Origin of the sequence: Psychrobacillus sp. NPDC058041 (assembly GCF_042885655.1) — a bacterium.
In the GTDB taxonomy this organism is placed as follows: domain Bacteria; phylum Bacillota; class Bacilli; order Bacillales_A; family Planococcaceae; genus Psychrobacillus.
Window position 1 is genome coordinate 17,658 of sequence record NZ_JBHVRO010000008.1, and the last position, 23,666, is coordinate 41,323.

Annotated in this window: 25 protein-coding genes; 22 read left to right on the forward strand and 3 right to left on the reverse strand. The window is 36.6% G+C overall.

Going from position 1 to position 23,666, the window contains the following annotated elements:
• The first annotated feature begins 55 nt into the window (after nt 1-55).
• The 6 genes from ACFVR1_RS13420 to ACFVR1_RS13445 all read left to right on the forward strand — a co-directional run bounded on the left by ACFVR1_RS13420 (nt 56) and on the right by ACFVR1_RS13445 (nt 4,647).
• Nucleotides 56-1,069 carry a Bug family tripartite tricarboxylate transporter substrate binding protein gene (locus tag ACFVR1_RS13420; protein ID WP_387584679.1) on the forward strand — a complete coding sequence of 338 codons (1,014 nt, stop codon included), beginning with the start codon at nt 56-58 and terminating at the stop codon, nt 1,067-1,069.
• A 51-nt stretch (nt 1,070-1,120) separates the two neighbouring features.
• A complete protein-coding gene (locus ACFVR1_RS13425; protein WP_387584681.1) occupies nt 1,121-1,570 on the forward strand; it encodes a tripartite tricarboxylate transporter TctB family protein in 450 nt (149 codons plus the stop codon).
• Nucleotides 1,571-1,588: 18 nt separating this feature from the next.
• Nucleotides 1,589-3,115 (forward strand): tripartite tricarboxylate transporter permease, encoded by a 1,527-nt coding sequence (locus ACFVR1_RS13430; RefSeq protein ID WP_387584682.1) that lies wholly within the window; start codon nt 1,589-1,591, stop codon nt 3,113-3,115.
• Between the two features lie 198 nt (nt 3,116-3,313).
• Complete coding sequence (locus tag ACFVR1_RS13435; RefSeq protein WP_387584683.1) at nt 3,314-3,631, forward strand: hypothetical protein; 318 nt, start codon at nt 3,314-3,316, stop codon at nt 3,629-3,631.
• Between the two features lie 12 nt (nt 3,632-3,643).
• A complete protein-coding gene (locus ACFVR1_RS13440; RefSeq protein ID WP_387584685.1) occupies nt 3,644-4,042 on the forward strand; it encodes a MerR family transcriptional regulator in 399 nt (132 codons plus the stop codon).
• On the forward strand, nt 4,039-4,647 hold the full coding sequence (locus ACFVR1_RS13445; RefSeq protein ID WP_387584687.1) for a pyroglutamyl-peptidase I: 609 nt from the start codon (nt 4,039-4,041) through the stop codon (nt 4,645-4,647). Before ACFVR1_RS13440 ends, ACFVR1_RS13445 begins: the two co-directional genes overlap by 4 nt.
• Before the next feature lie 152 nt (nt 4,648-4,799).
• Here the strand turns inward: ACFVR1_RS13445 and ACFVR1_RS13450 are convergent, their stop codons facing one another.
• Nucleotides 4,800-5,642, reverse strand: a complete 843-nt coding sequence (locus tag ACFVR1_RS13450; RefSeq protein ID WP_387584688.1) for a pentapeptide repeat-containing protein — start codon at nt 5,640-5,642, stop codon at nt 4,800-4,802.
• 213 nt (nt 5,643-5,855) lie between these two features.
• On the opposite strand from ACFVR1_RS13450, the gene ACFVR1_RS13455 reads away from it, so the two are divergent.
• From ACFVR1_RS13455 to ACFVR1_RS13490, 8 genes are all read left to right on the forward strand, one after another.
• Nucleotides 5,856-6,236: a VOC family protein gene (locus tag ACFVR1_RS13455; protein ID WP_387584690.1), complete on the forward strand. Its 381-nt coding sequence runs from the start codon at nt 5,856-5,858 to the stop codon at nt 6,234-6,236.
• Nucleotides 6,237-7,207: 971 nt separating this feature from the next.
• Nucleotides 7,208-8,230, forward strand: a complete 1,023-nt coding sequence (locus ACFVR1_RS13460) for a LacI family DNA-binding transcriptional regulator (protein WP_387584692.1) — start codon at nt 7,208-7,210, stop codon at nt 8,228-8,230.
• A 69-nt stretch (nt 8,231-8,299) separates the two neighbouring features.
• Complete coding sequence (locus tag ACFVR1_RS13465) at nt 8,300-10,396, forward strand: amylo-alpha-1,6-glucosidase (protein ID WP_387584694.1); 2,097 nt, start codon at nt 8,300-8,302, stop codon at nt 10,394-10,396.
• 58 nt (nt 10,397-10,454) lie between these two features.
• The gene (locus tag ACFVR1_RS13470; RefSeq protein WP_387584695.1) at nt 10,455-11,714 is read left to right on the forward strand and encodes an ABC transporter substrate-binding protein; all 1,260 of its coding nucleotides are present in this window, start codon (nt 10,455-10,457) and stop codon (nt 11,712-11,714) included.
• A 198-nt stretch (nt 11,715-11,912) separates the two neighbouring features.
• A complete protein-coding gene (locus ACFVR1_RS13475; protein ID WP_387584908.1) occupies nt 11,913-12,773 on the forward strand; it encodes a carbohydrate ABC transporter permease in 861 nt (286 codons plus the stop codon).
• Between the two features lie 12 nt (nt 12,774-12,785).
• Nucleotides 12,786-13,613 (forward strand): carbohydrate ABC transporter permease, encoded by an 828-nt coding sequence (locus ACFVR1_RS13480; RefSeq protein WP_387584697.1) that lies wholly within the window; start codon nt 12,786-12,788, stop codon nt 13,611-13,613.
• Nucleotides 13,614-13,797: 184 nt separating this feature from the next.
• Nucleotides 13,798-14,001: a hypothetical protein gene (locus ACFVR1_RS13485; RefSeq protein ID WP_387584698.1), complete on the forward strand. Its 204-nt coding sequence runs from the start codon at nt 13,798-13,800 to the stop codon at nt 13,999-14,001.
• A gap of 166 nt (nt 14,002-14,167) precedes the next feature.
• On the forward strand, nt 14,168-14,683 hold the full coding sequence (locus ACFVR1_RS13490; RefSeq protein ID WP_387584700.1) for a hypothetical protein: 516 nt from the start codon (nt 14,168-14,170) through the stop codon (nt 14,681-14,683).
• A gap of 343 nt (nt 14,684-15,026) precedes the next feature.
• Here ACFVR1_RS13490 and ACFVR1_RS13495 read toward each other — a convergent pair whose 3' ends face one another.
• Nucleotides 15,027-15,785: an SDR family oxidoreductase gene (locus ACFVR1_RS13495; RefSeq protein ID WP_387584702.1), complete on the reverse strand. Its 759-nt coding sequence runs from the start codon at nt 15,783-15,785 to the stop codon at nt 15,027-15,029.
• A gap of 145 nt (nt 15,786-15,930) precedes the next feature.
• On the opposite strand from ACFVR1_RS13495, the gene ACFVR1_RS13500 reads away from it, so the two are divergent.
• The 7 genes from ACFVR1_RS13500 to ACFVR1_RS13530 all read left to right on the forward strand — a co-directional run bounded on the left by ACFVR1_RS13500 (nt 15,931) and on the right by ACFVR1_RS13530 (nt 21,488).
• The gene (locus ACFVR1_RS13500; protein WP_387584704.1) at nt 15,931-16,503 is read left to right on the forward strand and encodes a TetR/AcrR family transcriptional regulator; all 573 of its coding nucleotides are present in this window, start codon (nt 15,931-15,933) and stop codon (nt 16,501-16,503) included.
• Between the two features lie 234 nt (nt 16,504-16,737).
• Nucleotides 16,738-17,298, forward strand: coding sequence for an excalibur calcium-binding domain-containing protein (locus ACFVR1_RS13505; RefSeq protein ID WP_387584705.1), 561 nt, complete (start codon nt 16,738-16,740; stop codon nt 17,296-17,298).
• Between the two features lie 50 nt (nt 17,299-17,348).
• Nucleotides 17,349-18,626: an MBL fold metallo-hydrolase gene (locus ACFVR1_RS13510; RefSeq protein WP_387584707.1), complete on the forward strand. Its 1,278-nt coding sequence runs from the start codon at nt 17,349-17,351 to the stop codon at nt 18,624-18,626.
• Between the two features lie 104 nt (nt 18,627-18,730).
• On the forward strand, nt 18,731-18,937 hold the full coding sequence (locus ACFVR1_RS13515; RefSeq protein ID WP_387584708.1) for a TM2 domain-containing protein: 207 nt from the start codon (nt 18,731-18,733) through the stop codon (nt 18,935-18,937).
• 385 nt (nt 18,938-19,322) lie between these two features.
• Complete coding sequence (locus ACFVR1_RS13520; RefSeq protein ID WP_387584710.1) at nt 19,323-19,523, forward strand: cold-shock protein; 201 nt, start codon at nt 19,323-19,325, stop codon at nt 19,521-19,523.
• Between the two features lie 205 nt (nt 19,524-19,728).
• Nucleotides 19,729-20,367 (forward strand): PAQR family membrane homeostasis protein TrhA, encoded by a 639-nt coding sequence (trhA, locus tag ACFVR1_RS13525; protein ID WP_387584712.1) that lies wholly within the window; start codon nt 19,729-19,731, stop codon nt 20,365-20,367.
• A gap of 68 nt (nt 20,368-20,435) precedes the next feature.
• The gene (locus ACFVR1_RS13530) at nt 20,436-21,488 is read left to right on the forward strand and encodes a Gfo/Idh/MocA family protein (RefSeq protein ID WP_387584714.1); all 1,053 of its coding nucleotides are present in this window, start codon (nt 20,436-20,438) and stop codon (nt 21,486-21,488) included.
• A gap of 90 nt (nt 21,489-21,578) precedes the next feature.
• On the opposite strand, the gene ACFVR1_RS13535 is transcribed toward ACFVR1_RS13530, so the two are convergent.
• Complete coding sequence (locus ACFVR1_RS13535; protein ID WP_387584716.1) at nt 21,579-21,941, reverse strand: carboxymuconolactone decarboxylase family protein; 363 nt, start codon at nt 21,939-21,941, stop codon at nt 21,579-21,581.
• A gap of 509 nt (nt 21,942-22,450) precedes the next feature.
• Between ACFVR1_RS13535 and ACFVR1_RS13540 the strand changes: the two genes are divergently transcribed.
• Nucleotides 22,451-23,455, forward strand: a complete 1,005-nt coding sequence (locus tag ACFVR1_RS13540; RefSeq protein WP_387584718.1) for a nucleoid-associated protein — start codon at nt 22,451-22,453, stop codon at nt 23,453-23,455.
• Nucleotides 23,456-23,666: the final 211 nt, after the last annotated feature.

Sequence of the window (23,666 nt, forward strand, 5' to 3'; positions counted from 1 at the left end):
AATTATAAACAGGCGTATGAAACCGCTATCATAAAAGGGGTTAAGGGGGATTAAAATGAGAAGTTGGAAAAAGTTTTCGTCTGTTGCTCTAGTCGCTACATTAGCAATTGGATTAGCAGCTTGTGCATCAGATGAAGGTGGAAGTTCATCATCCGATTATCCGAAGAAGAATATTACACTAGTTGCTCCATCAGGTGCTGGTGGGGGATGGGATTTAACAGCACGTGCCATCTCTAAAACGATGAATGATACAAAATTAATTGAAAAACCAATTACGGTAGAAAATAAGCCAGGTGGCGGCGGAGCTGTTTATATGGCAGAGTTTGCAACGAAGGAAGCAAAAAATGATTATGTTTTAATGGTTAAATCTCCACCAATTCTTATTAATAACAATAAAGCAGAAGGAAACAGTCCTTACGGGTATAAAGATACAACGCCACTCGCGCAGTTAACTCGCGATTACGGAGCAATTGTTGTTAAAAATGATTCAACTTTTAAAACACTACAAGATGTGTTAGATGCACTGAAAAAGGACCCAAAGGCAGTAACGCTTGCAGGAGGATCAGCACCAGGTTCAATGGACCACTTAGTAGGAGTATTACCTGCATTTAAAGCTGGAGTAGACCCAAAAACGGTTAAGTATGTTTCGTATGATGGAGGTGGAGAAGCTGTTGCTGCTCTACTTGGTGGAAATGCTGACGTAATTGCGACAGATGCTTCTACAATTGCTACTTATGTAAAATCAGGGGATGTACGAGTATTAGCAGTAAGCTCTTCTGAACGTTTAACAGGGGATTTAGCAGATGTGCCAACATATAAAGAGGCAGGAATTGACGCAGAGTTTACAATTTGGAGAGGTCTTTTTGGACCAAAAGAAATGTCAGAAGGCGCTAAGAATTATTGGTCAGAAAAGCTTGAAAAAATGGTAGAAACGGATGAGTGGAAAGCAGAACTAGAGAAAAACGGTTGGGCGAGCGAATACCGTAATTCCTCAGACTTTACTACTTATTTAGAAGAACAAGATAAAGTAATTGTGGAATTATTAACAGCACTTGGCATGCAGAAATAACATTATATGGGCGGCCGTAGTTGCCGCCTTTTCTGATAGGAGGCATGTAGAATGAATAAAAAGTTTGATCGATTTGCAGGTGTCGCCTTTTTAATAATAGGTATTTTATTTCTTGTTGAGAGTCAAAGAATTCCAGATAGTGCATATGGGTCATCTGTTGGTCCAAAGATATTTCCAATGGGCCTGGGAATCATTTTAATTGCACTAAGTATTCGCCTTTTATATGAGACTTTTAAATATAAAGGGGAGGAATCTGAAAAAGAGAAATTGCAGTATAAAAAATTCTTTATCATTTTTGGTAGTGCTATACTCTACGCCTTTTTCTTAGAGAAAATTGGATATGTATTATCCACCTTTCTATTTCTACTAATCGCTTTCCAAACGATGGAACGAGGAAAGACGTTCTCTTCTATAGTTATTGCGGCAATATTTTCAATAGGTGTTTATTTTTTGTTTTCAGAGCTTCTAGGTGGATCATTACCAGGATTCCCACTGTTTTGAGAAAGGAGGAGTTAAGCAATGGATACATTACATTTTCTTGCGGATGGGTTCAAAGTTGCCTTTCAGTGGCATAATTTATTGTTTGCATTTGTCGGTGTTGTCATTGGGACAGCAGTAGGAGTTTTGCCAGGGATTGGTCCAATGAGTGGTGTCGCCCTCCTTATTCCTGTAACGGCAACGATTACGTCAGGGATGCCAACAAGCGCAGCTGCCGCAAGTTCGATAATTTTATTAGCAGGAGTATATTATGGAGCGATGTACGGAGGTTCGACTACTTCTATTTTGTTAAATACCCCAGGAGAATCTTCTTCTGTAGTAACAACTTTAGATGGCTATCAAATGGCAAGGCAAGGACGAGCGGGAGCGGCTTTAGCCATTGCAGCAATAGGTTCGTTTTGTGCAGGAATCATTTCATTAATTGGACTTGTACTTTTAGCGGAACCTCTCTCGAATGTCGCAATAAAATTTGGTCCAGCAGAATATTTTTCATTGATGTTATTAGGGTTAGCAGCAGTTAGTGGACTTGCGGGGAAATCGATGACTAAAGCATTGATCATGACCGTTTTTGGATTGATGCTTGGAACTATTGGTATCGATGCAGTTTCTGGAATTGCACGTTTTACATATGATCAGCCTATTCTATATTCGGGTCTTGAGTTCCTAACGATTGCAGTTGGTTTGTTTGCACTCGGAGAAGTAATAAAAACAATTTTAGAGCGTGACGAAGAATCTGGAGCGATAGCGAAGATTCATCGAATTATGCCAACTAAGCAAGATATGAAAGATAGTGCCGTACCAATTGCCCGCGGATCCTTACTTGGATTCTTTATCGGCGTACTGCCAGGAGCTGGTGCAACACTTGCATCATTCTTCTCCTATATAGCAGAGAAAAAATTTAGTAAAAATCCAGAACTGTTCGGAAAAGGGCATATCGCTGGTGTAGCTGGCCCTGAGTCAGCGAATAACGCGGCTTCTGGAGGTGCTATGATTCCGCTTTTAACTTTGGGAATTCCAGGTTCCGGTACAACCGCAATATTGATGGGTGCATTGATTATGTACAATATTCAGCCAGGTCCACTACTATTCGATGAGCATCCTGAAGTTGCATGGGGTCTCATCGCAAGTATGTTTATTGGGAACTTAATGCTACTCATATTAAACATGCCATTAGTTCGCGTATTTGCAAAAATCATTCAGACACCAAAGAAATATTTAATACCAATGATTGTTGCAATATCATTCTTCGGAGTATATGCAGTACAATATACAACATTCGACTTATATTTACTGTTAGGATGCGGATTTTTAGGTTATTTACTATCGAAGAATGATTACCCAATTGCACCTCTCGTGCTTGCATTAGTATTAGGACCAATGATTGAAAACAATATGCGCCGTGCATTAACGATTTCAAATGGGGACTTTAGTATTTTTGTAACTAAGCCATTGTCTTTAGTTTTCATCGTTGCAGCCGTAGCATGGTTATTGGTTCCATTATTATTGAAGTTAAAAGGAAGGCAAGTTATTGTGAATGAAGAAGAATAAAAGATATGCAGAATTTGCCTCAACCAAAAGAAATGTGACCAGATAAATAGAAATATGACCGGATAAAAAAATTTAAGACCGTATACACAAAAATACGACCGAATGAAAGCAGACTCAGTTTATATAATGAGTCTGTTTTTTCCTTGACATGGAGTGAACTCCATCTTTTAAGCTATATAAAGAAAGGGAGTGTCGCAAATGACAGTATTAACGTATGTAGTAATTGGGGTGTATGCGGTATTAACAGGAATTGCTGGAATGGTACAATGGAAAGAAACAGGGTTTCAAGTTCGCTCGTTATTGTTTGTCGCGGTGGCAGGGGGAATAATGGTTACGTTATTTCTTCCAAATAAAAATATGATACTTATTTTATTGATCGTAATATTTCTTGTATTGCACATGCTGGCAATTGCGGAGGGTATGATGAAAAATGGAAAGCTTACGTATAGTCATCACATCATTCGATTGATCGTTCATCTTATACTTGTATTACTTGTATTTAAATTTATAAAATAGTAGGTGATTTCAATGAAAATAGGAGAATTTGCAGAACGCACAAGACTTAGTAAAGATACCATCCGTTACTATGAAAAAATAGAATTACTCCAGCCAGATATACAAAAAAAACAACGATCGTACAACGAAGAAGACATTATCAAAATAAAGACCATAGTCAAACTAAAACAAAATGGCTTCTCTTTACTAGAAATAAAAATGCTTTTTGACTGGTCTCAAAACATGGATAAAGATAAAGAATTGACGAAAGAAGAAATAGAGAAACTTATACTATTAAAAGAAACGTTTCAAAACAAATACACAGAAATGCTTCACAAAGAAGAACAAATCAAGCAAATCAAACAAGTCCTACTACGAGCTGATCATAAGCTGGAGTGGTTACTTGAAAAGAATAGGGAGAGATTTAGATGAAAAAACTTCTATTAACAGGATTTGAACCATTTTTGACTTTCACGGTAAATCCAACGATGCGTATTGTAGAGGAACTAAATGGACAGGAAATTGGGGGTTACCAGGTGTTTGGTAGAGTGCTAACGGTTGACTTCGCGTCATCTGGAGCACAACTACTTAAGCATATGGAAGAAATCAGACCAGACGCTGTCATCTCACTAGGATTAGCTGGGGGAAGATATAAAATCACACCTGAACGAATTGCCATCAATGTAAAAGATGGAGCAGCGGACAATCAAGGCAACACACCTATAGATGAATTTATTCATCTAGAAGGAGAACCAGGATACTTTTCCACTCTGCCGATTCGACAAATGGTAGATCAACTTATAAAAGAAGGATACCCAGCAGCAATCTCAAACACAGCTGGAACTTATCTATGCAACAACGTCATGTATGAGGCATTGCATTACGCAAAAACAAACAATCACGACATGAAAGCTGGTTTTATTCATATCCCAGCGTCCCATGAACTAGCTATTCAACACGGCAAAATCCCAAGTTGGTCTCATATGGATTTGAAGAAAAGTGTGGAGATTTGTATTGGCGTGCTAGGAAAAAACTAGTATTGATTGATAAGATTACAATTGCAGATTCAATAGAAAATGAATAATTAAGTAAAAAAATATGGGGGATACTACATGTAAGTGTAGTATCCCCTCCATAGAATTCTTTAACATTTGCAATATATATATCTTCGAAAGAACCTGACAGTACATTAAATCCAATGATATGGTCTTTGTAAGTGAGAGGGTAATATAGTTTTCTCGTTACCTTTTGCTGAATTAATTTGCATTTGAGTTAAAAACAAACTGGTAGAAAGATTTGCCCCACTTAAATTTGCATCACGCAAATCAGCACCAATAAAATCAACGCCTCTTAGATCAGTATTTCGTAAGTCAGTAGCAATTAAATAAGCTCCTCTTAAGTCGGTTGTTCTTAAATCTTTACCACTAAAATTTTTACCAATCCAGTCAGCACCACTACATTCTTTTCCTTTCTTAATAGCAAAAACTTTCGAGCTAAGCTCACTTCGAATGTATTGACTTGTTTCAAGAAGTAACTCTTTTATAGGAAATCTACACATCACTAAATCAATAGATAACAAACTATCAGCATCCATATCAGTCAGATTTTGTAGTTTTTCCAATTGTTGATTTAAATTATCGTGTAGTGAAAATGAAACCTCATAAGTTAATGCTTCAGAAATAAATGCAATCATTTCATATAATTGTTCCATTACAGGAAATACACTAAACATTTTTTCAGCAATCTCAGGATTTTCTCTCCAATTTTGTCCATTGAAAATGTTTTGAGAAACTTTTTGACCAGCCCCTAAGCAATCAAACACAGTACAACCTTTAAATCCTTTTTCTCTAAGATTCTGATGAATTTTACAACGAAACTCATCATTTAAATTAGGGCAGGGAGTCCCAGCATTTTTATTTATTGCAAAATCACTTGATGCTACTATATTGAGCGCCGTACAGCAGAGTCCAAAGCAATTAGAACAATCAGCCTTTAAACTCTCTCTAATATTTTTAGCAGTTTCTTTATCCATTACTATACCTTCTTTAAACTTATTACTTTTTAACTGAATATAACTTCATAATTTTATTGTACATGAATAAGAAAAAGCCAACACCATTTTTTGAAAGTAACAAAAGATTAGTAGAACGTTAGTTCTTTTAATTTTGACACTAAATAGTTACATGCTTATAATAGAGATAATGTTACGAGTGGAAAAATAAACTAATAGTAGGGAGACAGGAGAATGATTAATAAAGTCGGTCAAGTTATGCTATATGTAAACAATCAAGAAGAGACAGTAAAATTTTGGACAGAAAAAGCGGGGTTTAGCGTTATTTCGGATGAAGATAATGGGCAAGGAATGCGATGGATAGAAATTGCACCAACGGCTACTTCAGAAACAAGTATCGTTTTACACAATAAAGAACTAATAGCAAAAATGCAACCGGAATTAAACCTTAACACACCTTCATTATTGTTTTTCTCTGATAATCTAGATCAATTATATAAAGATTTTTCGGAAAAACAAATTACTGTAGGGGAACTTGTAACGATGCCTTCAGGTAGAGTTTTTAACTTTGCAGACAATGAAGGAAATTACTTTGCAATATTGGAAAAAAAATAAATCACTTTAGGGACTTTTTAAGTGTTGCTGTTTTGCAATCACTTCGAAAAGTCTCTTTTTTGAGAGATAAGAAAGTTATATGGATTATCGTCCTGCGAAACCAATGTTCATAGCACTTTAAAGAATTAGATAATACCGCGGATTTCCGTTTCAGATGGACGTGTTCCGCGGGGGCGCCGCTACGCGTTCGTTGTGGATGGCTCATTTGTCTCACTCATCCCGTTGGAGTCGCCACCTTTCACTACAATCGATTAAGTGAGTAGTACCTAACAAGAAGATTTAGAACAACTATTGCTAAGAGGATATAAATAGTTTAATTAAACAGATTTAAATAATACCGCGGATTTCCGTTTCAGGTGGACGCGTTCCGCGGGGGCGCCGCTACGCGTTCGTTGTGATGGTTCATCTGTCTCACAGTGGAACAAAGGCTAAAAGCGCCACATCTTGTGGCAACGCCTTCGTGACCAACATCCTGTTGGCCTCCGCCTGGAGTCGCCACCTTTCACTACAATCCATTAAGTGAGTAGTACCTAACAAGAAGATTTAGCCCAGCTATCGTTAAGAGGGCAGAATGAGTTTAAATAAACGTAGTGATCTGCATCTGGATAAAATACAGTTCCCTAATTCCTGTTCATAGGATTTACATGCCATCTATCTTACTAAGCAATTATAAATAGTCTCATAGATACTAGTTGATTGGAGCGCAGGCGGAGACTGCAGGCATGCCTTCGAAAAGCGTCCGCCGTAGCGGAAATCAACTGCGTTTCTAAGTTACTCTATTTAAAAGGACCGGGCATCTTTTTGCTCGGTTATTCTTATATATTTTTTTCACTTTTAATTTCTATCCTTCATAATCTTCACATAAAATAAATTGAAAATAAAATATATTGAGAGTATTGTAAACGTTTCCAATTTATTATAAACTCTTATTAAGATATGAATCCAAAACGTTTCGGAAGGAATTTAATCCATTGACAACTATTAAAGATATAGCAAGGGCGGCAGGAGTTTCAATCACGACTGTATCAAGAGGATTGAACGGCTACTCTGATGTTAGTGAAAAAACAAGGGAAAAGATATTAAGAATTGCTAAGGAGCTTAATTACAGTCCTAATACACTTGCACGAAGCTTAGTGATGAATAAGTCAAAGACATTTGGTCTTTTAGTTTCAGGTTTAAATCAATCTAGTGCTAAAGATAATATTACGTTCGATATGTTAGCTGGGATTAATAAGTTTGTTGGAGAAAGTGGATATGACATAGTTCTTCTTAGTACAACATCAACAAAGCAAAGAGAAAAGACATACACGCAACTATGTAGAGAACGACGAGTCGACGGTGTGATTATTCAAGGAATTCGTACAGATGATCCATATCTCAAAGAAGTAGTAGAAAGTGACATTCCATGCGTGCTAATTGATATTCCGCTAACTTCCTCGACCGTTGGCTATGTGACCACGGACAATATATTAGGAGCTAAGAAAGCTGTAAAGCATTTAATTCATATAGGACATGAGAAAATTGGATTTATTAATGGACACGACTTTGCATTTGTCAGCCAACAGAGATTGACGGGATATAAAGAGGCACTTAAAGATGCAAGTATTCAAATCAACCCAAAATGGATTGGTAACGGTGAATTTAGCGAAGAGACGGCGGAGTTAGTAGCTTCAAAACTATTAGAAGAACATCCAGAAATAACTGCTATTTTTTGTGCAAGTGACCTAATGGCATTAGGAGTAATACAGGCTGCCCGTAAACTGGGGATTGATGTACCAAATGAGCTGTCGATTATAGGGTTTGACGATATTCTTCTTGCGTCTTATGTAACTCCTTCATTAACATCCATTGCACAGAACACCTTTCAAATGGGATATGAAGCGGCAAGATTATTGTTATCTATTTTCGAAAATGAAGCAGAATCGCATGTTGTTTCATTAGGAACTGAGCTAATGATTCGCGAATCTACGAAGCCTCTAAAATTCAATGAATAACAGAAGACAATCTTCTGTGCGCAAAAACCAAAACGTTTCGGAAAAATACTAACACATTAGGAGGATATCATGGATTACCGAGTAATTAAGGAAAATGATCTCTTTTTCCTAACAGATGTAAAAGGAAATATCCCCGAGAATCATTATTATGGTATGGGGTTGTATACAAAAGATACCCGCTTTTTAAGTAAACTTGATTTAAAAATAAATGGAGAAGAGCCTATTCTTTTAACTTCCGATGCAGCAGAAAACTATATGGCAAAGATTTTGCTCACCAACCCGCATATGGAAAACGATGAAGGATTAATATTATGGCGTGAATCAGTAGAAATTGAACGGACAAGATTTATTTATGAGGATGTATTATATGAATCTATTAAAGTAAAAAATTATTTTCCAAAGCCGATTTCTTTCACTATTAGCGTGCAAATGGATGTTGATTTTTCTGATATGTTCATCGTCAGAGGATTTCAAACGGGGACCATTGGGCATAGAACGGGACAAACGGTAGGAAGTCATTCTTTGTCCTACCATTATATTGGGGCGGATGAGGTCAAACGATCAACAAGAGTATCTTGGGATAAGGATACTAAAAATGTATCAGATCAAGGAGTTATTACATTTGAGTTCCACTTGGATCACGAAGAAGAAGAAACATTCACACTCATGATTCAGCCGCAAATTGGAGAAGCTAGTCATCAAGAAATAATGGATCCAAACCAGGCAGTGAAGCTACTTGAAAATTCTTATAGTCAGTGGAATAACAAGATAACGAAGGTAGAAACCGATTATCTACCGTTGCAGCGTCTTATTGATCGTGGTATTGGAGATTTACGAGTACTGTTAACGGACTTGGGATATGGCCAGTTTCCAGTAGCGGGGCTTCCATGGTTTGGAGTGCCATTCGGCAGAGATAGTCTGATTGCAGCATTGCAAATGCTTCCATTTTACCCAGAAGTGGCAAAAGGAACTTTATTAACATTGGCTGCAAAGCAAGGAAAAAAAGTGGACCCATTCCGGGATGAACAGCCTGGTAAGATTATGCATGAAATCCGTTTTGGTGAACTTGCAGAGACAGGACAAATTCCATTTTCACCTTACTTTGGCACAGTGGATGCTACTCCTTTATTTCTAGTGTTGCTTACGGAATATGTGAAGTGGACAGGGGACTTTGAAATTGTAAAACAATTGAAAGAGAGCATTGATGCAGCGTTAAACTGGATTGATCAATATGGCGACCGCGATGGGGACGGTTTCGTTGAATATTATCAAGAGGCAAGCAAAGGCATCGCAAATCAAGGCTGGAAGGATTCAAGCGATTCGATCGTACATCGAAATGGAGACTACGCTGAAGCTCCTATTGCATTAAGTGAAGTCCAGGGATATGTATACCATGCAAAAATGGGATTAGCGAGTATATACGATAAGCTAGGTAATGATGATACAGCTTTAAACCTACGCACAGAAGCCGAACGGTTGAGAGAAAGATTCGAACAAGCTTTTTGGATGGATGATAAGCAGTTTTATGCAATTGCTCTTGATAAAGAAAAAGAGCAAGTTGGAACAATTACTTCTAATCCAGGGCATGTTCTTTTCTCTAGCATGTTAAGAAAAGACAGAGCGAGAGCAGTTGTGGAAACGCTAGTGTCTGATAAAATGTTTTCTGGTTTCGGCATTCGCACAATGGGGGAGGGCGAATCCGGATACAATCCGATGAGCTATCATGATGGCAGCATTTGGCCTCATGATAATAGTATGGTACTGCTTGGAATGAGTAAGCTTGGGTATAAAAATGATGTCAATGTCGTCATTAACGGACTAGTAAAAGCTGCTGAATCCTTCGAGTATGATAGACTACCAGAATTATTCTGTGGATACGGTAAGGAGAGGGGGAGACCAGTGAAATACCCAGTTGCTTGTTCTCCGCAAGCTTGGGCTGCTGGAACACCACTTGTATTTATTCAATCACTATTAGGGTTGTTTCCGAATAGCCTACAAAAGGAAATTCACTTGTCACCAAACCTTTTAGAAAATATGGACCTTTTGAAAGTGGAAAACATTTCAATCGGAAATGGTATTCTTTCGATCAGGGTCAATCGTAATGAAGAACATATCCATGTAGAAGTTTTGGAAAACACAACTGGATATGAAGTTGTTTTACATTAAATTTAACTTGGTTTTACCACTCTTTTAAAGAGGATTTTAATAGGAAAGGGGAAAGAAAATGTTTAAAAAGAAATGGGTAGCGACACTTGGAGTTTCAGCTTTATTAGTTGGAGGCATTCTTTCAGGATGTTCTGAAGACTCTGGAGACAAAGCAATAAAAGTTGATGGTGGTAAGCCAGTGGAAGTAACGCTAGCTGGCTGGGGTTCTTCACCAGAAGAAGCTGAATTATTAAGCCAAGTATTAAAGGATTTTGAAGACAAACATCCGAATATTAAAGTGAAGCATGAGGTCATTGCTGATCAGTATATGGATGTTGTAAAAACCCGTTTAATCGGGGGAGAAGGCCCAGACGTGTTTTATCTCGATGCGGTGGAAGCTCCTGCTTTGATTGAAACAGGTGTTGTTGAACCATTAAATAAATATGTAAAAGATGATTTTGATGTAAACGACTTTGAGAAACCACTAATTGAAGCATTTCAAAAAGATGGAACGTACTACGGTTTCCCAAAAGGATATTCAACACTTGCACTATTCTATAACAAAAAAATGTTTGCAGATGCTGGGGTAACAGTACCAACTACATGGGATGAATTACGGGAAGTTTCTAAAAAATTAACGGATGGAACAAATGTTTATGGGTTCGGACAAAATCCAGAGTTAGCACGTGCGTATTTTATAGCAGAATCGTACGGTGGAAAAGTAGTAGTTGATAATAAAGCTAATTTCGCAGATCAAAAGGTTCTTGATGCTTTACAACCATATGTTGATCAACATTTAGTAGAAAAAACAGCTGCTCAACCTTCTGATGTTGGAACTGGTTGGACAGGAGAAATGTTTGGGCAAGGTAAAGCTGCAATGGTAATTGAGGGTAACTGGGCTATTCCATATTTAGATAGCACTTTCCCTGATATTGACTATGGAATGGCAGAAGTACCAACTATTAAAGGTAAAAAAGGTACAATGGCATTTACTGTTGCATATGTGATGAATGCTGCATCAGAAAAGAAAGAAGCTGCGTGGGAATTGATGTCTTACCTTACAGGGAAAGAAGGCATGGAGACTTGGACTAGTAAAGGTTTCGAATTGCCTTCTCGTAAATCTGTAGCAGAAAAGCTTGGTTACGATAAAGATGAGTTACGCGGTGCGCTTGTTGCTGGAGCTTCGTATGCGACAGTTTGGTCAAATGGCACTAACTTACCAATCATCTTTAACAACTTTAATAACCAATTTGTTAGTGTTTATTTAGGGCAAGCAAAACTTGCAGATGCACTGAAAGAAGCACAAGATACAGCTAATAAAGAGATTGATAAACAATAAAAATAAATGAGGAGAAGGGTGATTCCCCTTCTCCTCAGTATTGTATTTTCTAGTTCTAGCGCTTGTTGGAACACCTTCTGTTGATGCAGGAATTTCTTCATCAATAGAACGTGTTCTAACAACAATCTTTGTAACCATTGCAATAAGGAGTTGATCAAGGTGAAAAGCAGGTTTTTAAAAAGAACAGTTAGAGAATCTTTGCAAGGCTATGTGTTTTTACTGCCTGCATTATTCGTTTTATTACTCTTTCTTGTAGGACCAATTTTTTATGCAATTTTTCTGTCCTTCCACAAAGTCCAATTATTAGGGACAACAAGCTTCGAATTTGTTGCATTAAAGAACTATATGAATATATTTGATGATCTTCGGGCAAAAATCGCCGTATGGAATACTGCTAAATACGTTCTTATTGTAGTACCTTGTCAAACATTCTTAGCAATCATATTAGCAGCAACTTTAAATGCTGGTATGAAAGGTGAAAAGTTTTTTAGGATTATTTATTTTTTACCAACCTTGACATCCTCCGCAGTGCTAACGTTAATCTTTATGTGGATGTATAACCAAAACGGTCTGATTAATAAAGTGTTGGAGTTTATCAATCTTCCAACATACAACTGGATAAATGATCCTTCAATTGCGTTATATGCAATTATGGCTATGAATATTTGGTCTACCGCACCTTTTTATATGGTCATTTATTTGGCAGCACTACAAGATATACCAGAATCACTTTATGAAGCAGCTGAACTCGATGGGGCCAATGCTATTCATAAATTTCTCTATGTAACTGTTCCTCATTTGCGACCTGTGACTTCTTTTGTAGTTATTATGGGAATAGTTGGGACGTTCCAATTATTTGATCAATCCTATATTTTCTCCGCTGGTTCTGGTGGTCCCAATAACTCTACATTAACGGTCGTGCTATTAATCTACCAATATGCATTTAAAAATATGGGAACGATGGGATATGCCGCAGCTCTTGCTTTTTCTCTAGCAATTATTATCCTTATTGCGTCTTTAATACAGCGGAAGTTCTCTAAAGAAGAATCTCTTTACTAGGGAGGCGAAAACGTGAAGAAGAAATTATCGTTAGGCAAAGCATTTCTATATGGCATTTTAATAGTCTATGCTGTCATAACAGTCATTCCATTTTTATGGGCACTCTCTTCGTCTTTTAAAAATTTAGATGAAATTGTAAGTGGTGCGATTAGCTTTATACCAAAGCATTTTACTTTTAATAATTATAAAGTAATTTTTGTTGAGCAAGGATTATTTCCACGCTGGCTCTTTAATAGCGTGTTTATAGCGACTATGGTTACTTTACTAAATATATTCTTTAATTCAATGGCAGGTTATGCGTTGGCGCGGCTTCGCTTTCCGGGAAAACGGACAATTTTTGTCGTAGTTCTTGCTGTTCTGATGATACCGATGCAAGTAACAATGATTCCAAACTATTTAATATTAAAATCTCTTGGTTGGTTAAACTCTTACCAAGGAATGATTATTCCAACGATGATCAATGCGACCTTCATATTTATGATGCGACAATTCTTTGTGAATTTCCCTAAAGAACTGGAGGAAGCAGCTGAATTAGATGGACTAAGTAAAATAGGAACTTTCTTCCGAGTTGTCCTTCCACTTGCAAAACCAGCTTTAGCAGCACAAGCTATTTTTGTTTTTATGGGGTCATGGAATGACTTTATGAGACCTTTGATTATTTTATCAAGCCCAGAACTTTTTACATTGCCGATTGGCCTCAATACATTTAAAGGTCAATACATTAGTTACTGGAACTATATTATGGCGGCATCCATGGTGTTCACATTGCCCATTTTGATTTTATATGCATTTTTCAGTCGATACTTTATAAAAGGCATTTCCTTTTCTGGAGGGAAATAAAACTTATATATAAGTGCAGATTCCATATTGGATCTGCATTTTTATTTTGTTGAGAATTGTAAAGACATAAAGTGCATGGGGGGGGTTCCAACTAACAAAAGCTAAAGATGCCATAAAGAGTATGATACTCGATGGAAATCATTTAATAGAGTATGATAAATGAAAAAGACGGGGAAGCACGCTGATGATAAAGGACGAAATGGATGAAGTGATTGGTCAACTGCAAGTGGTGCAGATTAATTTCCAAGAGGTAGTACAAGATTTTTTAAGACGCTTTGAATTTAAAGATATGAAGAAACTAAATGAATATGTACCAGTCATTACAATGATTGCAAATACGACACGCGTTTGGGAGAACAGAGGACATACGCCGGAAGAACTTTCTTAAATGGAAAAATATCACTTAATACCGATAAATCACGCTCCATTAAACGTAATCGCCGGTGGCAAAACTGGATGAAACGATCCATACATATGTGGAGGCGGGAAAAAATATAAGAAGTGCTGTGGTAAATAAAATAGAACCAACAGAAAAGTAACTTGGAGGAATTTATATGTATGATCCAACCATTTTTGAAAACTTAAAAGTCGCATTTGAAAACCATGTGTATGATTTAGACAATTTAGAACGCAAAATAACGATAACTAATCGAGTTGATCGAATGGATTTTTCCATACTCGCTAGGGATTTTGCGATACAATTCACTCTAGCCAATCAACCAGACGTTACAGCGGAAATTGTATTACAGGCTTCTATAGAAGATTTAGCAGGGGAGATATTAGAGAAGTCTGTACAAAATCTAGGGTGTTCCTTGTTATTACGTTTTCACAAGCATGTTCAAAATGTAACCTTACAGTGTAAAAAGATTGAGCTAGCTCTAAATGCTATCTGGGAAAATGAAATTCAATTAACCCAAACACTTAGCTTCGACTATCCACAAGAATCATCAAATTACTTGGACATGATTGAAGTAAAATTCAATCAAAAAATTAATGAAGAACACGTACATGACATCGCAGATTTTCTTGAACATGTTTTAGAAACGTTGGAAGTATTGAATGCAGTATAGATAGACAATGGAGCTGTAAGGTAAGATTGAGTACGGAAAATTACACTCGCTTTCCTCGGACGAACCATCGAGCCTTCTTGGCCAATAGGATGTTGGTCATGAAGGCGTTGCCTCAGGACGGGGCGCCCTAAGCCTTTCCCCCTATCTTTCGCTTCGTAGGGGTCTCGCATCTTTTTCCTCTGTATATTAATCAAGAGATGTTAGGCGATACAGAAATGAGCAGGAAAAAAATGAAAAGGTTTCATGAATGTTGTACATTCATGAAACCTTTTGTCTTCAATCTGAGGGCTACTAACCAATAGTTAGAAACCCTACCAATTACTTAAAATGAAAGTATATAATCCTAATAAGCTGACCAACCTGCATCGATAGCTATGACTTGACCATTTACAAAGCTTGATTCATCTGACCCTAAGAAAATAGCTAATTTAGCAATTTCTTCTGGTTGACCAACTCGTGGGTTGATTGCCATACCTAAAGCTTGGCGAGATGCACCTAGAGTATTAATGTTTGTCATCGACGCCCCAATATTTGTTGCTACTGCACCAGGAGCAAATCCATTACAACGAATGTTTTTGTCTGCATACATGAACGCAGTATTTTTAGTTAAGCCGACAACAGCATGTTTAGATGCAGTGTATGCGGCACCAGCGCGTGCTCCATACAAACCGCCTGCTGAAATATTGTTGACAAAAGTACCGTGACCTTGTTCAAGGAAAATAGGGATAGCAAGTCGCATTGAACGCATAACCGCAACAGTATTAACTGAAAATACACGTTCCCAGCGTTCATCTGAAATATCGCCAACTGGTTCCATACCATCCATAATACCAGCGTTATTTACTAGTATGTCTAACTTACCAAAGGTTTTTAATGTTTCATCGAATAGACTTTTCACTTCATCTTCAGAAGTAACATTCGTTTGAAGGGCAATAGCTTCTCCACCTGAAGCTTTAATCGCTTCAGCAACAGCAGTGGCTCCTTCTAAATTCATATCGGAAACAACAACTTTAGCTCCTTCTTGTGCATAACCTTCTGCAATCGCTTTTCCCATTCCTGATGCAGCACCAGTGACAATCGCAACTTTACCTTCTAATCTCATAAGAATATACCTCCTTGAATTTTATTGAACAGTTGTTCAGTAACTATTATAATAAAGAACAGTAAACGCTTTCAATGAGCAAATAAAAGCGAAGTGTTCAATAAATAGCACATTTCAAATATGTGTTCAATAAGAGGTGAAAAAGATGTCTTCTATAGATATACGTATTGTAAAAACGAAAGAGGCGTTACATCAATCCTTATTAGAAATACTTAAAGAAAAAACATTGAAATCCATCTCCGTCTCAGAAATATGCAGAAGAGCTAGAGTTAATCGCGGAACGTTTTATTTACATTACTCCCAAGTAGAAGATTTATTTGAGGAGTATTTTAAAGAAATTATGGAGGATTTAGCAAACTCTTATGAAGAACCATATCGTCATGTCTCTGTTCTGAAAACGAGTAGTCTAAATCCCTCAACCATTCGGATTTTTCACCACATCGAAAAATACAAACCATTTTACAAAATTGTCTTTTCCAAAAATGCACCACTAACATACTATTATTTATTATTTGAAGAGATAAATAATCTCTTAAGGATGGATAAAGGAGTGAAACTGGAAGAAGTACTAAATATGAATGTATACTGTGCCTACCAAGCAAATGCAATACTAGGAATCATTATCCAGTGGTACAAAGAAGACTTCCAACACAGTGCAGACTACTTAAATAAGCAACTCGTAAAAATTTTGAATATGAAGATAGATATGGATCAGTAGAAGAATAGTCATAAAATAGTGACACCCTAAATGGGTGTCTTTATTTTGTTTAAAAACAATATACGAAATACGACCAGATAGAGATATTTATGACCGTATAACAGAAAATGTGACGGGATAACAAAAAATACGATCTTCTATTAATATCTCTTAAGTTTTTTGGTATATTTTGGACTATGGCGTTATTGGTTTCCAGTTCGTAAAATAAAAATGTATAGAATTGGAGGAAATGCAATGTTTACGAAATTTATTAAAGTATTTTTATTAATTGTGTTAGCGTTTGGTTTTACTGTATCAAATGCATCTTTTGTTGATGCAGCTACCAAAGTTATGTGGGGTAAAACAGAACTAAAAATTGGTCAGATTGGAAAAGTAACTATATTAGCAGATACTCAGCTAGTTAAGTTAGAAAGCAACGGTTCGCTAACAATAGTTCGTACTATGAAAAAAGGCGAAGAATATCGAGTGTATAGCTACAAAAGTCAACACAATGGCCTTTATGGTGTAGGTGGAGGAAGTTTTGTACAAAAAGATGCAGCTAAAGTGAAGTATGAAACACCATCCAAAGCAAAATTAGCATTATTGAAACAATTAAGTGAAAATCCAATGCCGACTCCGAAACCAACGCAACCAAACTTAGGTAGTGGGCTAGAAGTTATAAAAGGAGCTCCTACTAGTTTTCAAAACTGCACTGAAATGAATAAATATTATCCTAACGGTGTAAAAAAAGGTCATCCAGCTTATGCATCTAAACATGACAGAGATAATGACGGTTGGGCATGTGAACGAAATTAAGTTCTGAATATTTATCTTAGTGTGCTTTAGATTAGTTGGGAGTGTAACAAGTGCAGAATAAATGGTTTAAAGTGTTCTTCGTCTTTATTTTTGCATTTAGCTTTATTTCAATTAATGCCATAAATGCTAATGCAGAGACTACAAAAGTTATGTGGGGAAAAACGGAGTTAAAGAATGGCCAAATAGGTAAGGTCACAGTATTAAGCAATACCATTCTTCTAGACAATAATTTGAAAAGTGTTCGTACGGTCAAAAAAGGCGATGAATATAGAGTTTACTCTTATAAAAGCATGAATGGTGGCTTATATGGACTAGGTGGAGGACAATTCGTCAAGAAAGGTTCTTCTATTAAATATGAAACACCTTCGAAAAGTAAACTGGCTCTATTAAATATCGTGAGTAAAAAACCGCTAGAAGTCCACTTTATTGATGTGGGACAAGGAGACTCCATATTTATCAAAACAGCTAACGGCAAAACAATGCTAGTTGATGGCGGTAAAAAGGGTAGTCATGTCGTAAGCTTTTTATCTTCAAAAGGAGTTCGTAAACTGGATTATGTAGTAGCTACTCATCCAGATGCGGATCATATTGGTGGGTTAGTGGATGTTTTACATTCATTAAGTGTTGGTACATTTATCAATAGTGGAAAAGTACATACAACTCAAACGTATGCAGAATTATTAACACTTGTAGATGATAAAAATATTAAATACAAAGTTCCTAAAATTGGAGATAAGATTTCACTCGATGAAAATATCGATATTACTGTATTGAACGTAAACGAAAATGCGAGCGATACCAATGACGCTTCAATTGTTTTAAAAGTAACATACGGCCAAGTCTCGTTCCTCTTGACTGGTGATGCTGGAACAAATATTGAAGAACAAATGTACAAGAAATTTAATGTGCAATCAACTGTACTAAAAGCTGGTCACCATGGATCAGATACGAGTAGCTCCAATGCTTTTATTCAAAGAGTGAAACCACAAGTAACTATATTAAGCTACGGAAAAGATAATTCATACGGACATCCACACACAGCTGTAGTTAGTAGGCTTAAAAATGTTGGCTCTAAAATTTACTCAACTGCTGAATCCGGAAATATTACTGTTTCTACAAATGGTGTAACTTATTCTGTATCCGCAAAACCGTGGACTGGTAGTGGGACAGGTGCAGTTACTTCGAAACCAACACCACCAATAGCACAAACAGTATTTAGTAATTGTACTGAGTTGAGAAAAGTGTATCCAAGTGGAGTTCCTAAAAGTCATCCAGCTTATCAATCCAAAATGGACCGAGACAATGATGGATGGGCATGTGAAAATTGATGAAAAATTGGAAGTAGAATTGATTTAAACAAACTATATAAAAATAAATACTTGTATAAAATTATGCATTAATGTAGTACTACAAGTGAATAGAGAGTTATTTTATGTCAGAAAAGAATTTTGTTGGAACATTATTACTTTGTTTCTTTTTAGGTAATTTTGGTATACATAGATTTTATGTTGGTAAAATAGGTACTGGAATTTTAATGCTGATTACATTAGGTGGACTGGGAATTTGGTCATTAATAGATTTTATTATGATTGCTGTTGGGAAATTTACAGATAAAAACGGTAATGTAATCAAAGCGTAATGATAGAAATTATCTCTATTAGCTAAAACGCACTAATTATAAGTGACAAAAAAAATAGATGAGTTCTGTATTGTGCAGGATTCATCTTTTTTATGTTTTCTTAAATGAAAATCAAATAAATTAGTACTCATATTTAGGAGATAGCTTCTGAATTTTTCTATATATCCTAGTTTAATTTCTTACATACTATGATACTCTACTTAAATTGGGCATATTAATAATGCACTTTGTTGGATTAATAATTATATCTGATGTATAGTAAGGATAATAATTAAATTGCTTAACAGAAACAATGAATTCACATATTACAAAAGTAATCGTGTTTGTTCGGTACTTTTTGAAATATGTGGATTTTTTATTCACTACGATTTTTGGAGGTCTTTAAATGACACAAGGTACAGTAAAATGGTTTAACGCAGAAAAAGGATTTGGATTTATCGAAGTAGAAGGCGGAAACGATGTATTCGCTCACTTCTCAGCAATCCAAGGCGATGGCTTCAAATCACTTGACGAAGGTCAAAAGGTTGAATTTGAAGTGGAAGACGGTCAACGTGGACCACAAGCGGTTAACATCGTAAAACTTTAATTCTTCGGAATTAGATAGATGAAAAAATTGAGACACTCTTTATGGGTGTCTCTTTTTTTGTCATTTCTAATTTAAAATATGTCCGGATAGACTGGATTTAAGAAAATGTGACAAGTTAGAAATGTAATAATAACCGGTGCACACTTTTATTAGAACAAAGTGATAGCATAGGATATATAGAATTTTCACATAGGAGTGAACTGAGATGAGCAATACACATATATTTTCTAAACGTGAGGAAATTGCTAATGCGATTATTCACGGAATAGGTGCCCTCTTGAGTGTGGCTGCACTTGTCCTATTAATCGTGTCTTCTGTGACGCAGGGAACGGTGTGGCATATAGTCAGTTTTACATTGTTTGGTGCATCCATGGTGCTTTTATATGTATCATCAACTCTAGTCCATGGATTTCCAACGGGTCGAGTGAAGGATTTTTTTGAGATAATGGACCATTCTTCCATCTACTTTTTTATTGCAGGAACATACACTCCATTTTTATTCCTCGCGGTAAAAGGGACACTTGGCTGGACATTGTTTGGAATTGTATGGGGACTTGCAATTGCAGGTACAGTTTTTAAATCATATTTTGTAAAACGATTTTTACATACATCGACTTTGTTGTATGTGGTGATGGGCTGGCTCATCGTATTTGCATGGGGACCACTTCAGCAAAATGTAACTCACCAAGGTATAATTCTACTTGTAGTTGGGGGTGTACTCTACACATTTGGCGCTATTTTCTACGTGTGGCGAGGCTTTACATATCATCATGCAGTTTGGCATATATTTGTTCTTGCAGCGTCTGTTTTACATTTCTTTGCAGTAATGACGTTATTACCATAGCTATCCGTCAAACTAAATAATAAAAAAACATCAAAGAAGTATGCAATATAAAGAGTAGGGAGGATCACATGGGGATAAAAGTGGGGATTATTGGATGCGGTTCGATAGCGAAGTTACGTCATGCACCAGAATATAGAGCAAATCCATTTGTGGACGAAATAGTTTTTTATGACAGAAATCTTCACCGAGCAGAAGAGCTAGCGACCATGTTTGGTGGGACTCTAGTCCAAAGCGTGGATGAATTGCTAGAAGATCCTACTATACAAGTAATTAGCGATTGTTCTTCTAATGAGAATCATCATTTATTTTCAACAGAAGCATTGTTACATGGAAAACATGTACTATGTGAAAAACCCATATCCCTAACAATTGAACATGCCAAGGAAATTGTAAATGCCCAAAAAGCATCCGGAAAAATACTAATGGTAGCACACAATCAGAGGTTTACCGATGCTCATCAAAAAGCGAAGGAAATCATAAGAAGTGAAGAACTTGGTAAAGTGTTAACTTTTAGAACGACGTTTGGACACTCTGGACCCGAAAAATGGGGTATTAACAAAACAAACTCCACTTGGTTCTTCCAAAAAGAACGCTCAGGTCTTGGTGTTGCTGGGGATTTAGGAATACATAAAGTGGATTTATTGCATTACTTATTAGATGATGAAATCGAACAAGTAAGTGCTTTTCAAGGATCGCTAGACAAAGTAAATGAAAATAATGCCCCCATTGAAGTATGTGATAACATCGTATGTATTTTAAAAACGAAAAAAGGACGAATAGGCACTGCCTCTTTCTCTTGGACGTATTACGGTGAAGAAGATAATAGTACCATTATCTATTGTGAAAAAGGGATATTAAAAATTTATCATAGCAATGAATATCAATTAGAAGTGATCGCAAAAGATGGTGAAAAAGTACAATATCACTTGGAAAGAATTCAAACAAATGATAGCCAGCCAAACAGTGGAGTAATCGATGCATTTATAGAGAGTGTTCGTTTAGATCAAACCTCACCTGTAACCGGGGATGATGCAATTACCGCGTTAAGAGTAATTTTAAGAATAATAGAAGCAGCCGAAACGAACTTGGTTGTAACAATTGATGAAGAATCTATCTTATAAGAAGCTAGATTCGGAATAATTCTATAAGAACACAACTACTCTCTTGCAAGTAGAAGGAAACAGCCACCTGGCTCAGATGGCTGTTCCAAGTTATTGAACGACGATTCCTGTTAAGTCTTTGAGTGACTCTTGCCAAACGGTTACACCTTGGCTCATTGCGGAACCGCCGCCAAGAGCTGCAGCCACTCCGATTGCCTCTATCATTTCTTCCTCCGTACCACCAGCATCCAGGCAGCCCTTTGTATGATAGACGATGCAATGTTCGTTATGCGCATGCACGCTGATGGCAAGTGCGATAAGCTGTTTTTGTTTCTGGTCCAATTTGCCGGCTACGAAACAAGACTCAGTGAACGCATGAAAGGTCCGGGCTACATCCGGCAATTTTTCTGTGAAACTGCCCATTCCAACTTTATATTCCTGTAATATTGCTTCTGAATACGTAATTTCTTCCATGTACTTTCCCTCCTGTTCGAGGGTAGTATTTGCAAGACAGAGGAAGGCATGCATTGAATTTAAGAAAATTGAATTTGTGTACCTGCGATAGGGACAATACAGATTAATATACAATTGCTACGAAAAAGCAAAATCATTATTACGAATACTTGAGTTAATTTCATAAATAGCAATGTATAATACACTCTTCAACACCCGCATGGTTCCCGCTATCGGCGGACGCTTTCCGCGGGGTGAGCGATGAGCCATCGCCGCCGCATTTGCGTCGTTTGCTATGTCTCATCTGTCTCACTCATCCCGCTGGAGTCGCCGCCTGTCGCTCCAATCAATAAAATAATGATTATTCGTGTTTTAATAATTACAAATTCTCACATTTCACTATAATATCGTTCGTGTTTTATGTTCTAACTTTGAATTATGAAATTGATTCACTTAATAAAAAAATAAAATTTTGTACAAGTTATGATATGGTAAACTATCTACAAATAAAATATTAGAAGGTGAACACCATGCTAGAAGTTAGCGAAAGTAAATTAGCACAGTATGTCGTGCACTATTTGAGCGATGAGCTCGTGCTAGGACATGAGGCTTTCCCGCAGCCAGAGGTCATGTTAGAAGCGGCCTTTACACAACTTGCGTTCCATAAACTAGACCTAGACCAACAATACGCATTTTTTCATGAGACAAATATCGGATTAAATGAAGTATATACATACGTGAAAAGTATTTTTGATAATAATAATAGTTTCCTTGAACAATCGAAACATATTGCGAAGCACTTACATAGTGTATCTCAACATCCGAATATAAAAAGTGGCGAATTATTCATTGGCTTATTTGAAAATTGTCTGTTCAATAATGAAGTCAGACAAGTGATAGCAATAGTGAAAATTGATGAAAAAGAAATGTTTTTAGATGTGAAAACTGAGCAAAACAAAATGGTTGTGAACGGAATCGATGGTATTAATGTAAAGAAAATTAATAATATCGCCGTCATTGTCGACATGGGTCAAGACGAAGAACCAGCAGTATTTTTGAAAACAAAAAAGAAAGAAGATGTCGTGTACTGGCAAGAGCGTTTTTTAAAGCTCAAAGTGGCGGACGAAAGCTTCCATAAAACGAATTTAGCATTAACGGAATGTAAAAAATATATATTAAAAGAAGAAACTTTTACGAATACCGATAAACTAGGTTTTTTAAACAAGACGCTTGAATACTTTAGAAACGAAGAAGAGTTTCAGGTGGATGACTATATTGAAACGGTATTTGAAACAGCGAATGAGGTCCAAAAAGACGTCCTTATCAATACGGTAAAGCCCTACGAAACGGAAATTTCTGAAAGCGCAATTGTGATGGCAGAAAAAAGTTATAAACGTAAAATTAAGCTAGATACCAATATAGAAATTCAGGTAAACGTGCGTGATATTGCGAAAGTGAATGAACTAATCGAAGTCGGCTATGACGAAGAGACGAATCGTAAGTTTTACAAAATTTATTTCGAAGAAGAAGCGTAATCAAAATGAAGACATGCAGTAGAGCGGAGTTTTAGTAATTAAGATCCTTTTATCACGAACAATTCAGACGATATTCAGAATAGTGTCTGAGTTGTATGTGACAAAGGATGGCTTTATAAAATCAGGAGTATGGAGAATTACAATTTTATTCATTTTATTAAACGCTATAATTATGTAGAAATTAATGGTTTTCAAAAAGGATGGAAACCGG